At 27.8% G+C, this 13,577-nt stretch carries 15 protein-coding genes; 14 read left to right on the top strand and 1 reads right to left on the bottom strand.

From position 1 onward, the window contains the following. Positions 1–134 precede the first annotated feature (134 nt). Positions 135–671 (top strand): TerD family protein, encoded by a 537-nt coding sequence (locus Q0Y03_RS01810; RefSeq protein ID WP_297712151.1) that lies wholly within the window; start codon positions 135–137, stop codon positions 669–671. A 58-nt stretch (positions 672–729) separates the two neighbouring features. On the opposite strand, the gene Q0Y03_RS01805 is transcribed toward Q0Y03_RS01810, so the two are convergent. Next, positions 730–1,680, bottom strand: coding sequence for an alpha/beta hydrolase (locus tag Q0Y03_RS01805; protein ID WP_297712150.1), 951 nt, complete (start codon positions 1,678–1,680; stop codon positions 730–732). Between the two features lie 235 nt (positions 1,681–1,915). On the opposite strand from Q0Y03_RS01805, the gene Q0Y03_RS01800 reads away from it, so the two are divergent. The 13 genes from Q0Y03_RS01800 to asrB all read left to right on the top strand — a co-directional run bounded on the left by Q0Y03_RS01800 (position 1,916) and on the right by asrB (position 13,570). Next, on the top strand, positions 1,916–3,040 hold the full coding sequence (locus tag Q0Y03_RS01800) for an SEC-C metal-binding domain-containing protein (RefSeq protein ID WP_297712149.1): 1,125 nt from the start codon (positions 1,916–1,918) through the stop codon (positions 3,038–3,040). A gap of 306 nt (positions 3,041–3,346) precedes the next feature. Then, positions 3,347–3,760 carry a hypothetical protein gene (locus tag Q0Y03_RS01795; RefSeq protein WP_297712148.1) on the top strand — a complete coding sequence of 138 codons (414 nt, stop codon included), beginning with the start codon at positions 3,347–3,349 and terminating at the stop codon, positions 3,758–3,760. Positions 3,761–3,913: 153 nt separating this feature from the next. Continuing rightward, complete coding sequence (locus tag Q0Y03_RS01790; RefSeq protein WP_297712147.1) at positions 3,914–4,372, top strand: MarR family winged helix-turn-helix transcriptional regulator; 459 nt, start codon at positions 3,914–3,916, stop codon at positions 4,370–4,372. Positions 4,373–4,445: 73 nt separating this feature from the next. After that, positions 4,446–4,868, top strand: coding sequence for a HutP family protein (locus Q0Y03_RS01785; RefSeq protein ID WP_297712146.1), 423 nt, complete (start codon positions 4,446–4,448; stop codon positions 4,866–4,868). 201 nt (positions 4,869–5,069) lie between these two features. Beyond that, positions 5,070–5,195, top strand: coding sequence for a hypothetical protein (locus Q0Y03_RS01780; protein ID WP_297712145.1), 126 nt, complete (start codon positions 5,070–5,072; stop codon positions 5,193–5,195). Positions 5,196–5,336: 141 nt separating this feature from the next. Further along, positions 5,337–7,985 carry a bifunctional acetaldehyde-CoA/alcohol dehydrogenase gene (gene adhE / locus Q0Y03_RS01775; protein ID WP_297712144.1) on the top strand — a complete coding sequence of 883 codons (2,649 nt, stop codon included), beginning with the start codon at positions 5,337–5,339 and terminating at the stop codon, positions 7,983–7,985. A gap of 191 nt (positions 7,986–8,176) precedes the next feature. Continuing rightward, complete coding sequence (locus Q0Y03_RS01770) at positions 8,177–8,533, top strand: GntR family transcriptional regulator (protein WP_291674988.1); 357 nt, start codon at positions 8,177–8,179, stop codon at positions 8,531–8,533. 9 nt (positions 8,534–8,542) lie between these two features. Further along, complete coding sequence (locus Q0Y03_RS01765; protein ID WP_297712143.1) at positions 8,543–9,241, top strand: ABC transporter ATP-binding protein; 699 nt, start codon at positions 8,543–8,545, stop codon at positions 9,239–9,241. A gap of 11 nt (positions 9,242–9,252) precedes the next feature. Beyond that, positions 9,253–9,927, top strand: a complete 675-nt coding sequence (locus Q0Y03_RS01760) for a hypothetical protein (protein ID WP_297712142.1) — start codon at positions 9,253–9,255, stop codon at positions 9,925–9,927. An 11-nt stretch (positions 9,928–9,938) separates the two neighbouring features. Continuing rightward, a complete protein-coding gene (locus tag Q0Y03_RS01755; protein WP_297712141.1) occupies positions 9,939–10,733 on the top strand; it encodes a DUF4097 family beta strand repeat-containing protein in 795 nt (264 codons plus the stop codon). Positions 10,734–10,929: 196 nt separating this feature from the next. Beyond that, positions 10,930–11,616, top strand: coding sequence for a Crp/Fnr family transcriptional regulator (locus Q0Y03_RS01750; protein WP_297712140.1), 687 nt, complete (start codon positions 10,930–10,932; stop codon positions 11,614–11,616). Between the two features lie 150 nt (positions 11,617–11,766). Beyond that, positions 11,767–12,783, top strand: coding sequence for an anaerobic sulfite reductase subunit AsrA (asrA, locus tag Q0Y03_RS01745; RefSeq protein WP_297712139.1), 1,017 nt, complete (start codon positions 11,767–11,769; stop codon positions 12,781–12,783). Next, the gene (gene asrB, locus Q0Y03_RS01740; RefSeq protein WP_297712138.1) at positions 12,776–13,570 is read left to right on the top strand and encodes an anaerobic sulfite reductase subunit AsrB; all 795 of its coding nucleotides are present in this window, start codon (positions 12,776–12,778) and stop codon (positions 13,568–13,570) included. Before asrA ends, asrB begins: the two co-directional genes overlap by 8 nt. Positions 13,571–13,577: the final 7 nt, after the last annotated feature.

Genomic DNA, 13,577 nt, shown 5'->3' with positions numbered 1-13,577 from the left:
TCATTTTAAATTTTAAATATTATGTAATATAAAATAGTTTAATTATTTTATATGGATAATAATTTATAATATTGTAATATATGATAAAATAAAAATAAACTTAAGGTTAAGACTATTTTTAAAGGAGAATATTTATGTTAAATTTAACAAAAGGAACATTGCTTGACTTATCTAAAAAAGATCCAGATTTAAGATTATTACAAGTAGGATTAGGCTGGGATACTAAAATGGATTTAGATTCTCATGCCTATTTACTTGATAGTAATAATAAGTTAATAGAGCATGTTAGTTTTAGTAATTTAAAGGGAACTGGAGTTAGATTAAATGGTGATAACATGACAGGAAAAGGTGATGGGGATGATGAAATAATCTTTGTGAATTTTTCTGAATTAAAGGATAATGTAGAGAAAATATCTTTTTATGTTAACATATTTTCATTTAATCCCTTTTCTAAGAAGGATTTTTCACAAGTAAGAGGGGCCTATGTGAGATTGGTTAATTCAGAAACTAATATTGATTTATGTAAATATAATATTACTGATAGTGGAAAAGGGGTTAGAGTCTTTCACTTTGCAGATTTAGTTAAACTAAATGGAAAATGGTCCTTTGAAGCTATAGGAAATCCTTGTGAAGGAAAGCTATCACGAATAGAACAAGGTTTTAATAAATAAAAATAATTTCTTTAAACTAGTAGAATATAAAATAAAAGTTGATAAAAAATATCAACTTTTATTTTATATATTTATTTATAAAGTTATTTACAGTTGTCCAATAAGTTTCAGGTTCTACTTCAGAAGCTTTAGCATGTTCAGCACCTTTTATTGTTAACATTTCTTTTTCAGAGTTTGTTGCATTATAAAGTTCTTCCATCATGTAGTAAGGAACAAAGTCATCTTGATCTCCATGGATATATAAAATTGGAGTCTTAGATTTTTTTACTTGTTCTATAGATGAAGCTTCTCCTAAGAAATAACCAGCTCTTATTTTTGCAACTATAGATGAAACATTAAGTATTGGAAATTCAGGTAATGAAAATAGATCATCTAATTGATAAGCAAATTCATCCCAAACCGATGTATAACCACAATCTGCAATTATTGCTTTTACATTAGAAGGTATTTCTTCACCAGAAGTCATTAATACAGTTGCAGCTCCCATAGAAATTCCATGAAGTACTATTTCAGCATTAGGATCTTCATTTAATATATAATTTATCCATGAGATAATATCTAATCTATCATCCCAGCCCATTCCTATATAATGACCTTCACTTAATCCATGAGATCTTAAGTCAGGAATAAGTACATTATAGCCATTATCATAATATTTTTTAGCATATGAACTCATATTTATTCCTTCACTTGTATAACCATGTACAGTTATTACCCATTTGTTAGATGAAGTTTGATTTTTTACCTGGTAACTGTGAAGTTTTAAGTTATCTTGAGATGTTATATATTCATCAGTGTAATTTGAGTCATTTAATAACCAAGAAATATCTTCATCTAAAACTTGTCCGCTTGTTGCTGCTGCTTCTTCAGGTGTTCCAAATACGATATCCTTTGGGGTATTAGGATTTAAAGCTAAGTTATAAAAATAATTTCCTATAAATCCTAGAGAGATTAGTATAATAACTGCAATAACTCCTAGGAATATTCCAAAAAGTTTTTTTTTCTTCATTGTTAGTCTCCTTTGATAAATATAATAAAAACAAATAGTTTGAAAATCAAAATTATTTTTAAATCATTGTATCACACTTTTTAAAAAAGTAACAAGTAAATAAAAGGTAATTATAAAAATTAATATATGGATATTAGATTTTTTGGTAAAAAATAATTTTGACTATGACGAAAAAACATATATAATAGAATAAGTGATTTTTTTGTAGAATATAATATGGGGTGACATAAATTAAATGGAAGATAAAAATAAACTTCAAGAAGAAATAATGAAGGCTGATAATAAAAATGTAGAAAAAATGTGGAAAGATATAGATGAAAATTGTACTTTAAAAGCTTTCTTAGAAAAGATGACTAAAGATGAATTAGTTAAAATAGCTAGGAAGTATTCAGTGAGAGGTATTACAACATTAAAGAAGGCAGATGCTGTTGAAAGGGTAATGAATGTAATATTAGAAAATACTAAAGTTGCTTTAGAGTTAATGGAAGAAAGTATTTTAAGATACATAGAAGAATTACTTAAAGAGAGCGGATTAAAGAAATACCAATGCAATGAAATGATTTATATAAATTATTTAAGAAATAGAGGTTTAGCTTTTTCTGGGATAAAAAATGATGAAGCATTTGTAGTTATACCAGAGGAATTAAAGAGTGTAATTGGCGTTCAGTTAAATAAAGAATTAAAAGATAAATCTAGATTAAATGAAGAAGTAATAAAGGCTATTTCAGGAATGGTTTATTATTATGGTATCTGTAAAATTGATTTTATTAAATCTAATATAAACAATATATTTGGAACAAGCTTTGATGAAGCATATATAAATTCATTAATAGCAAATGGAGAAGAGCTTGGATATGATTATGTTATTGATGGAGATATGCTTTGTAACATAGATGTAGAAGATACAGAAAAGATATTAAAGCTTCAAGAAGAATGTAAAAATGATTACTATAAATTTGATAAAAAATCATTAATAAAAGCAGGTAAATTTGATTTCGTTGAAGAAAATAAGCAAGGAACTAAATTAGAAAAGGTACTTGGTGAATTATTTGTTATTGATAAAAATATATTAAAAGAAGAAATGGATGGTTTTATAGTTGCTATAAAAAATGAAGTTGAAATGTCAGAGGCTATTGATATATTTTTACAAGCATATGAAATACAATCAGAAGAAGAAAGAAATATCTTTATATATGAATTAGAGCTTTTTGCAAAAAGTATTAGAAGATGGTCTCTAAAGGGATATACTGAAGATGAAATACAAAAGGCAAATAATAGAGTTGTTAATGAAGTTAAAATAGGAAGAAATGATCCATGTATATGTGGAAGTGGTAAAAAGTACAAAAAGTGTTGTGGATAAATCAATCATAGTAAAAGGGATGTTTAATTACATTCCTTTTTTCATGAATAACAAGTTATTAATAATCCTAAAATTTTAGAGAAATTTTTTTAAAATAATCATTTGATAATTAAAAAGTGCTTTAAGTTTAAAAAAAGTAATTAAATTGAATTAACAATGAAATTATTACATCTAATAATTAATAGCAGTACGAAATAGTAAAATATTTTGTAAAGGTAAACATCGATATTTTAGTGTCATAAAATATATTGAAGATAAAAATTACATTAAAAAATTAAAAGAATATATTTTGTGGGGTGAATTGAAATGTTTAGTGCAATAATGTTACTAGGTGCTTCTATACTCATGATGATTTCTGTAAAATTATTTATCAATCAAATGAATTTAATTAATAATGGTATAAAGAAAAAGGCAAGAGTTATTGAGTTACAATCTTTCAGTTATATAACTTATGGAACTGAAAGAAATAAAATATATAATGTAGATATAAATCCAGTATTAGAAATTGATTTGGATAATAAAAAATTAAGAATTGATTATCACGACTATGAGGAAATGGCAGATTTAAATGAGGGAGATGAAGTAGAGCTTATTTACCCAGAAGGAAATATAAAAAAGATAACAAGATATTCAAAATATGAATTATTTAAAAAGTCAGTTTGTTTTGGAATAATTGCATTTATCATTATAGTAATATCTATTGGTTTAATATTAATTTAGAGTTTAAAATAAGAGGAGAAAATCGTATATCTCCTCTTAATTAATTATAGATAGGTGTAAATGATAAATAATTTCAAATAACACTAGATAAAAGGTGTCAATATATTTTATAATAATAATATATTTATATTTTTTTTTGGGAGAGTGAAACAAATGATACGTAAAGAGTCTGAGGACGTTTTAAATATGTTATTAGTAAAATTATTCAATGATATTTTAAAGATTGAAGCAGCTGCCATAAGGCAAGGTGAATTTAGTGATTTATCTGTAACTGAAAACCACATTATAGAAGCTATTGGTAAGGATAGAGAGATGACTATGACAGAGGTAGCAAAAGATTTAGAGATTACAGTGGGAACATTAACTACTGCCATAAATAGATTAATAAAAAAAGAGTATGTTGAGAGAAGAAGAATAGAAGAAGATAGAAGAGTTGTATTAATAAGATTAACTCATAAAGGGGAAAAGGCATTTGATAGTCATGCACAATTCCATACTGATATGATAAAAAGTATTATTCAAGAGCTTCCGGATACAGAAGAAACTGTACTTATAACAGCATTAAAGAGAATGACTAACTTTTTTGAAGAAAAATATAATCTTCTTGGTTAGTTTAATTTACTAAGCAACTTTATCTTAAAAATAGATTTAAATAATTAATTTAAAGGGGTATAAAAATAACAATATGGGAACAACTTATAGTTCAAGTATGGAGGTTGCTAAAATAGCTACACAAATGGCAATATCCACAAGAGAAGAAGAAGAAACATTAAAAATTTTATATAAAAAGTTAGAAGTGTTGGCTACAGCAGTTAATATAGGTGGAAATATTAATGAATCCACATCTAAGATATTAGAACGTGCTTTAGTAGCAGCTAAAAGAAGTAATGTTATAAGAGATGAGCATTTACATGAAGGTGGAGTTATTGGAGCAACTAGAGATGCATTAATGCAGGTTAGAGAAAGAGCTAGTGGGCAAAATGTTGGTGGGAAAATTGGAATAGCTAGAAAAGGACAACATATGAGTGTTTGTATATTTTTAAGCGTAGGTCTTTTACATTTAGACGAAGTTGTAATTGGAATTGGACATAGGGCTATACCTGAGTAATAAAGTAGATTAGTATAGAGAGGTTTATACTAATCTACTTTTTTTATGGACTGAATAAAAAGATATCTATTAACCAATAATAATATGGAAATAAATTATAATATCAATACTTTGTTATTAATATAACGAAAAAGATGAAGAAAAATAAAAAGATTAAGTTACTATTATTAAAATATAAATAAAAAAATAAATGAGAGGACAATGGAAAAATGTCAAAAAAAAATAAAAGGCGTTGAAAATGTTATCATGCTTGAAAAATGTGGGGTTAAATACAAATTAAAACTAGTATTAAAAAATATAATAAAAAAAATTCAAAAAAAAGTTTGACAAAAAATAAACAAGCTAGTACAATAAGGGTGTGGACAAGTTAAAGAATTAACAATCAAAACAAAATCTTAACAAGGTCCCTAAAAATAAGATATCAATGAAAATTATTATAAATATTGATTATTTAGGAGGATGTAATAAATGAAAGTTACAAACGCTCAAGAATTAACAGCAAGAATTAAACAATTAAGAGAAGCACAAAAGAAATTTGCTACTTATACTCAAGAACAAGTAGACGAAATCTTCAGACAAGCAGCTTTAGCAGCTAACCACAATAGAATTAAGTTAGCTAAGATGGCTGTAGAAGAAACTGGAATGGGAATAGTTGAAGATAAAGTTGTAAAGAACAACTTTGCTGCTGAATATATATACAACCAATATAAGAACATGAAAACTTGTGGAGTTTTAGAAGAAGATAAAACAAGTGGAATAACTAAGGTAGCAGAACCAATCGGTGTTATATCTGCTATAGTTCCAACAACAAACCCAACATCAACAGCAATATTCAAGTGTTTAATAGCTTTAAAAACTAGAAATGCTATCATAATCTCTCCACATCCAAGAGCTAAGAATTCTACAATAGAAGCTGCTAAAATAGTTTTAGAAGCTGCAGTTAAAGCAGGAGCTCCAGAGGGAATAATCGGATGGATAGATCAACCATCAGTTGAATTATCACAAAACGTTATGAGAGAATCAGATATAATATTAGCTACAGGTGGTCCAGCAATGGTTAAGGCTGCTTACTCATCAGGAAGACCAGCTTTAGGGGTTGGAGCAGGTAATACTCCAGCAATCATTGATGAATCAGCTCACATTAAAATGGCTGTAAACTCAATATTACTTTCTAAGACATTCGATAATGGTGTTATCTGTGCATCAGAACAATCAATCATTGTTTTAGAAGAAGTTTATGATGAAGTTAAGAGAGAATTAGCTGAAAGAGGAGCATATATCCTTAAAGGTGAAGAAATAGATAAAGTTAGAAAAATAATATTAAATGAAAAAGGCGGATTAAATGCTGATATGGTTGGTCAATCTGCTTGTAAGATTGCTAAGATGGCAGGAGTTAACGTTCCAGAAACAGCTAAAGTTTTAGTTGGGGAAGTTACTTCAGTTGAATTAGAAGAACCATTCTCACATGAAAAGTTATCTCCAGTATTAGCTATGTACAAAGCTAAGTCATTTGAAGAAGCTTTAGATAAAGCAGATAGATTAATTGAATTAGGTGGTATGGGTCATACATCAGTTCTATACACAGATCAATTAAAGAATAGAGATAGAGTATTAACATTCGGAGAAAGAATGAAGACTGCTAGAACATTAATTAACATGCCAGCAGCACAAGGAGCTATCGGAGACTTATTCAACTTCAAGTTAGCACCATCATTAACATTAGGATGTGGATCATGGGGAGGAAACTCAGTTTCAGAAAACGTTGGTCCTAAGCACTTAATTAACGTTAAGAGCATTGCTGAAAGGAGAGAAAATATGCTTTGGTTTAGAGTTCCAGAAAAAACTTACTTTAAATATGGATGTTTACCAGTAGCTTTAGCTGAATTAGGTGAAATGGGTAAAAAGAAAGCATTCATCGTAACAGATAAGGTATTATTCGAAATGGGATATACAAACAAAGTTACAGAAGTTTTAGAAGCAAACGGAATCCAATATAAAATATTCTCAGATGTTGAACCAGACCCAACATTAAGATGTGCTAGAGCTGGTGCTGCTGAAATGGCTAACTTCCAACCTGATGTTGTAATTTCACTTGGTGGTGGATCAGCTATGGATGCTGCTAAAATTATGTGGGTTATGTACGAACATCCAGAAGTTAACTTCCACGATTTAGCAATGACATTTATGGATATAAGAAAGAGAATATACAAATTCCCAACAATGGGTCAAAAAGCTATGATGGTTGCTATAGCAACTTCAGCTGGTACTGGATCAGAAGTTACTCCATTCGCAGTTATAACTGATGAAGAAACAGGAGTTAAATATCCATTAGCTGACTACGAACTAACTCCAGATATGGCTATAGTTGATGCTGAATTAATGATGACTTCTCCTAAGGGATTAACAGCTTGTGCTGGTATCGACGTATTAGTTCATGCAGTTGAAGCATACGTATCAGTAATGGCTTCAGAATACACTAACGGATTAGCTTTAGAAGCAATTAGATTAGTATTCAAGTATTTACCAGATGCTTACAATGAAGGTACAACTAACATTAAGGCAAGAGAAAAAATGGCTCATGCATCTTGTATGGCGGGTATGGCATTCAGTAATGCATTCTTAGGAATTAATCACTCAATGGCTCATAAGCTAGGTGCATTCCATCACTTACCACACGGTATGGCTAACTCTTTAGTTATGAAAGAAGTTATTAAGTTTAACTCAGATTCAGCTCCAACTAAGCAAGCAGCATTTGCTCAATACAAATATCCAAATGCAGCATGGAGATATGCTAGAATAGCAGATCACCTAGGATTAGGTGGAAACACTGAAGCTGAAAAAGTTGAATTATTATTAAATGCTATAACTGAATTACAAAACAAAGTTAACATGCCACAAACAATTCAAGCAGCTGGTGTAAGCGAAGTTAAATTCTTCGAAACATTAGATGAAATGGTTGAGCAAGCATTCGATGATCAATGCACAGGAGCTAACCCAAGATATCCATTAATGTCTGAATTAAAAGAAATGTATATCACTAGCTACTATGGAAAAGATGCTAAAAACGAAGCAAAAGCTGAAGCAGCTACAACTAAAAAAGAAAAGAAAAATAAATAATTAATAGTATATATTTTGAAAAAGTCCTAGCGGAAGCTAGGGCTTTTTTGCGTTTAAATGAATTTATACTATATAGATAATAGGTTAAAAAATAAAATTATAAACATACAAAAATGTAAAAAAGTGTTTACAAAATATGTGTATCGGTGTATTATATTATTAATACACCGATACTCGGAAGGAGGCAAATAATGGAGTTTAAAATTAACTCTAAAGAACCGATATATACTCAAATAATGCGATATTTAAAAAAGAGCATAGTAAAGGGAGAATTAAAAGGTGGTGAAAGAATTTTGTCTGTAAGAGAATGTGCAAGCGAGTTGAAAGTAAATCCAAATACAATTCAAAGAGCATATACACAGCTTGAGAATGAAGGATTAATATATACACAAAGAGGTGTTGGGAAATTTGTAGTTGAAGATAAGACAAAAATTAATGAAGTAAGAATAGAAATGTTAGATGAAGTTATTGTTAACTTTATTAATGAAAGTAAAGAGTTAGGTGTTGAAAAGGAAGACTTAATTAAGATAATAAATCAGAGGTTTTAGGAGGTATTTATGGAGAGGGTTTTTATGGTCAATAATTTATGCAAGAATATTGGCAATAAGAAAATTATTAAAAGTTTAAATTTAAGTTTGAATAAAGGAAAAGTATTAGGGATTCTTGGACCTAATGGTAAAGGAAAAACTACACTTTTAAATATAATTTCAGGAATAATAAAGGCAACATCAGGAGAGGTGTTGATTGATGGAATAAAAGTAAGTTGTGAAACAAAAAAGGTAGTATCATTTCTTCAGGAAAAAAATACATTATCCAGTTGGATGACAATTAAAGATGCTATTAATTTTTATAAAGATTTTTTTGAGGATTTTGATGATAAAAAAGTTAAAGAATTATTAAAGTTTATGAATTTAGATGAAAAATTAAAGATAAAAACTCTATCTAAGGGAATGTTGGAAAAATTAAATTTAAGTTTAACATTAAGTAGAAAAGCAAAATTATATATTTTAGATGAGCCAATTTCAGGTGTAGATATAGTTTCTAGAGAAAAAATAATATCAGCTATTATAGATAATATTGGGGAAGATAGTTCAATGATAATAACCACACATTATGTTGGAGAATTAGAAGGTGTGTTTGATGAGGTTGCATTTTTAGATGATGGTAAAATTGTTGAAATTAATGATGCTGAAGTATTAAGGGAAAAGTATGGTAAATCAATAGAAGAGATATATAAATATATTTTTGCGGAATAGAGGTATATTTTATGAAGAATATTATAAATCTAATTAAATTCGATATAAAAGCTCAAAAAGTACAACTAATAATAGAAATTTCTATTATTGTATTTCTTACTATTCAACTTTCAATATTTTGGAGTAAACTTCCATCAGAGTTGATATTTATTCCAGTAGTATCAATGATTTTAATAGTAAATTCTATAATGCTAATAGTTAAATTTTTAAAAAGTATATCAATAGATGAGGGAAGATTATTATTTATTGCACCAATAAAAGGGTGGGAATTAGTATTTTCAAAATACTTGGAGTTTATTTGTTTAGGGCTAATATTATTTGTTTTTACAATTATAGGAACACTGGTTACTGGAGGAAATATTAATTTACTGATTACGACATATATGTCTATTTTATGGGGATTTTTTATTTTATTTATTTTAATAACATCATTAAGCGTAATTTTCAAAAGTTATTTTTCTAATACATGCATATGTATAGTTTTAACAGTTATATCTATGGCTATTATAAGTGGAGTAATTTCTATATTAAAACTTGTAACTTATTTCATATTTCCAAGTGTATATATAGTTATTGGAGAATTTTTTGAATTGAATTTATTTAATATATTTGTTAATGTAATTACTTTTGGATTATTGATATTCAGCAGTATATATCATATTGATAAAAAGTTAGATATAGTATAAGGGGTGTAAAAATGAAAAAAATAATTAGTTTAGTTTGGGCAATAATAATGATATTTACTTTGACAGCTTGTTCAGTAAGGTTTGAGGTTAGAAATAAAAGAAGTAATAGTAGTTTAAGTAGCGAAAATATAGATATAAATAAAAGTGTAGTATTTGAAGGGGAAAGGCAGATAGATATAGAGATTGAGTATGGTAAAGTAACTTTAATAGGATATGAAGGTAATGAAGTAATTGTTTCTGGTACAACTAATATATCTGATGATAAGCTAACAGTATCTAAGAAAGGGGATACTATTAAAATTGAAGATGAAAGTGAACATTTAATAGATTTATCTAGAGATAATAATTACAGATTAGATTTAGAAATAAAAATTCCATATTCTTTTAATGGAGATTTGAACTATGAGTATGGTGCTGGAGAAAGTGAAATAAAGGATATTATATGTAATAACTTAAATATTGATGGTGGAACTGGAGAGTTGACAGTAGATGACATTGTATTTAATAAGCTAGATTTTAGTGCTGGTGTAGGAGAAAGCGATATAAATTTAATTAGAAAATGTGGGGATATAAATATTGAGGGAGGTGTAGGAGAAGTTAACGTTTCATTAGCTGAAGTTGGAGGAAATATGTTTTTTGAAGGTGGAGTAGGAAGCGCGACAATAAAGATTCCAGAAAATGCACCAGTATATTTTAATACTACCTCTGGAATTGGAAATACTGATATAAATGCAAGAGTTTCTTCAGAAAAAACTTATGAATTTAAATTAAGTGTGGGAATTGGAGAAATAAAGGTGTTTAATTAATAAAGTGGTATAAAAGAGCAGTATCTTATTGTGGGATATGCTCTTTTTATTCTAATACTTATATATACTAGGATTAAATTATTTATTATAACTATAAATTAATGATTATATATCTATAATATTTATAAAATGAAATGATATATTTTTAGATAATTGTGCTATAATATTCACAATAAAAACACTAGGAGATAATATTTTGGAAAAGAATGATTTAAAATTAAGAGGACTTTCGTTGTTTTCACAAGTAAATAAGAATACAATTTTTAAATTAAATGAAATTTGTATTGTTAAAGAACTAGAAAAAGGTGAGCATCTTTTTAGAGATAAAGAAGTAATAAATAGTATATATATTGTTAGAAGTGGGAAAGTTGCTTTATATAAACAAAGTGAATCATCTCAAAAGAAAGTAATATTTATTTTAGGAAAAGATACTATAGTAAATGAGGTAATAATTGATGATTTACCTGCATCTATTAATTGTGAAGCCTTTGAAAAAGCAGAAGTTTTATGTTTTGATAAAATGAAGTTTTTAGATATCATGAAAGATGATTTTGAACTTTCAAAAATAATTATTAACTCATTAGCAATGAAAGTTAGAAGATTATATAGACAGGGAAAAAATTCGATTCCAATAAAAGTTGAAAAAAGAGTTGCAGCGAAGTTGTGGAAACTGTCAAGAGATTATGGAATAGAAATTGAAGAAGGTATATTAATTGATTTAAATATAACAATTACATATTTAGCAGATATGTTTGGAGCTCCTAGAGAAACAATATCAAGAGCTTTAAAGATTTTAAATAATGAAGGTTTAATTATTAATAAAAACAAAAAAATAATAGTTCCAGATAGAGATAAGTTAGTGAGATTTTTTAAAGAAAATTAAAAAAACTGTTGTTAAAAAATGTAATAATAGAAATTTAAAAAGATGTGATGAATGTCACATCTTTTTTTTATTAAAAAAAATATAATGATGATAGTATCTTGTTAACTAATTAACAAGAAAAGAGAAAAAATAAGCTAAGAGGTGTTTTAGATGGGATATAAACTTAACTTAGAAAATATGAATTTAGCTTTAAATGAGTTAAAGAAAGCATATAAAATCTATGCTCCAAAAGTTTTTGTTGGTGCAGGAACTTTTTCTGATACTGATAGAGTTAGATATGGAGAGATTGAAAGCTTTGAAGAAATAGAATTTGATAAAAAATCAAGTTTTTCATATAAAGAAACTATTTTACCTACAAGACAAACTTTGTTCTTCTTTACAGAAGATGAGTGTAAAGAAGCTGAAGTTGATGAAAGACCGGCTTTAATATTCTTAAGAAGTTGTGAAATACACTCTTTAAAGAGAATAGATGATATTTATTTAAGAAATGGATTTGAAGATATATATTATAAGAAAATGAGAGAGAGAGCAAAGTTTGTTTTAATTGGTTGTGAAAATAGCTTTGAAAATTGTTTCTGTGTAAGCATGGGATCAAATAAAACTGATGAATATAATGCATACATTAAAGTTGATGGACAAGATGTATATTTAGATATTAAGGATGAAGAAATTGAAAATATAATAGCTTCTATAGAAAAAGAAGAAAAGGAAGTTAAACCAGATTTTGTTACAGAAAATCCAGTTAAGGTTAATATTCCAGAAAATTTAAGTTTAGAAGTTATGAAATCTACAATGTGGAATGAATACAATGAAAGATGTATAACTTGTGGTAGATGTAATTTTGTCTGTCCAACATGTACATGCTTTACTATGCAAGATATTACATATAAAGATAATAAAAATGCAGGCGAAAGAAGAAGAGTTTGGGCTTCTTGTCATGTAGATGGATATACAGATATGGCTGGTGGACATAGCTTTAGAAAAGAAAAGGGTCAAAAAATGAGGTTTAAGACTCTTCATAAAGTATATGATTATAAGAAAAAATGGGGATATCACATGTGTGTTGGATGTGGTAGATGTGATGATATTTGTCCAGAATATATCAGTTTTTCAACAATTATAAACAAGTTAGAAGATGCTATGAACGAGGTGAAAAACAATGACTAAGAATGAATACATACCATTTAGATCAGAAATTTTAGAAGTAATTGAACATACTCCAATTGAGTATACTTTTAGAATGGCTTATAAAGGTGATGTTAAACCTGGTCAATTCTTTGAAGTATCATTACCTAAGTACGGAGAAGCTCCAATATCAGTAAGTGGAATTGGAGAAGGATTTGTTGACTTAACAATAAGAAGAGTTGGTAAAGTTACTAATGAAATATTTAATAACTATGTTGGAGATAAATTATTCTTAAGAGGACCTTATGGAAATGGCTTTGATATAGAAAATTATAAAAATAAAGAAGTAATTGTAGTTGCCGGGGGAACAGGACTTTCACCAGTAAGAGGAATAGTAGAATACTTCTCAAAGAATAGTAATGATTGTAAGAGTATGACTCTTATTACAGGATTCAAGTCACCAGAAGATGTTTTATTTAAAGATGACATGAAAGTTTGGGAAAAGACTATGAGCCTTATATTAACAGTTGATACTGCAAAAGAAGGTTATGAAGGTAAAGTAGGATTAGTTACTAAATATATTCCTGAATTAGAAATCAAAGATATGGATAATGTACAAGTAGTTGTTGTTGGTCCTCCAATGATGATGAAGTTTACAGTTTTAGAATTCTTAAAGCTTGGAATAAAAGAAGAGAATATCTGGATTTCTCAAGAAAGAAAAATGTGCTGTGGAATAGGTAAGTGTGGACACTGTAAGATAGATGATACTTATATTTGTTTAGACGGTCCAGTATTTAATTATACAGTAGGAAAATCTTTAATTGATTAGGAGGAAG

The sequence above is a fragment of the Clostridium sp. genome, assembly GCF_026168755.1.
Classification (GTDB): Bacteria; Bacillota; Clostridia; order Clostridiales; family Clostridiaceae; genus Clostridium.
Note: the sequence above shows the minus strand (reverse complement) of the source record. Positions and strands in the feature narration are given on the sequence as shown.

Excerpts from the sequence above, each read along its gene's own strand:
- Q0Y03_RS01785 (WP_297712146.1), top strand. The coding sequence starts at position 4,446 with ATGGGAACAACTTATAGTTCAAGTATGGAGGTTGCTAAAATAGCTACA.
- Q0Y03_RS01760 (WP_297712142.1), top strand. The coding sequence starts at position 9,253 with ATGAAGAATATTATAAATCTAATTAAATTCGATATAAAAGCTCAAAAA.
- Q0Y03_RS01800 (WP_297712149.1), top strand. The coding sequence starts at position 1,916 with ATGGAAGATAAAAATAAACTTCAAGAAGAAATAATGAAGGCTGATAAT.
- Q0Y03_RS01755 (WP_297712141.1), top strand. The coding sequence starts at position 9,939 with ATGAAAAAAATAATTAGTTTAGTTTGGGCAATAATAATGATATTTACT.
- Q0Y03_RS01770 (WP_291674988.1), top strand. The coding sequence starts at position 8,177 with ATGGAGTTTAAAATTAACTCTAAAGAACCGATATATACTCAAATAATG.
- adhE (WP_297712144.1), top strand. The coding sequence starts at position 5,337 with ATGAAAGTTACAAACGCTCAAGAATTAACAGCAAGAATTAAACAATTA.
- Q0Y03_RS01790 (WP_297712147.1), top strand. The coding sequence starts at position 3,914 with ATGATACGTAAAGAGTCTGAGGACGTTTTAAATATGTTATTAGTAAAA.
- Q0Y03_RS01805 (WP_297712150.1), bottom strand. The coding sequence starts at position 1,680 with ATGAAGAAAAAAAAACTTTTTGGAATATTCCTAGGAGTTATTGCAGTT.
- asrA (WP_297712139.1), top strand. The coding sequence starts at position 11,767 with ATGGGATATAAACTTAACTTAGAAAATATGAATTTAGCTTTAAATGAG.
- asrB (WP_297712138.1), top strand. The coding sequence starts at position 12,776 with ATGACTAAGAATGAATACATACCATTTAGATCAGAAATTTTAGAAGTA.
- Q0Y03_RS01765 (WP_297712143.1), top strand. The coding sequence starts at position 8,543 with ATGGAGAGGGTTTTTATGGTCAATAATTTATGCAAGAATATTGGCAAT.
- Q0Y03_RS01810 (WP_297712151.1), top strand. The coding sequence starts at position 135 with ATGTTAAATTTAACAAAAGGAACATTGCTTGACTTATCTAAAAAAGAT.
- Q0Y03_RS01780 (WP_297712145.1), top strand. The coding sequence starts at position 5,070 with ATGGAAAAATGTCAAAAAAAAATAAAAGGCGTTGAAAATGTTATCATG.
- Q0Y03_RS01795 (WP_297712148.1), top strand. The coding sequence starts at position 3,347 with ATGTTTAGTGCAATAATGTTACTAGGTGCTTCTATACTCATGATGATT.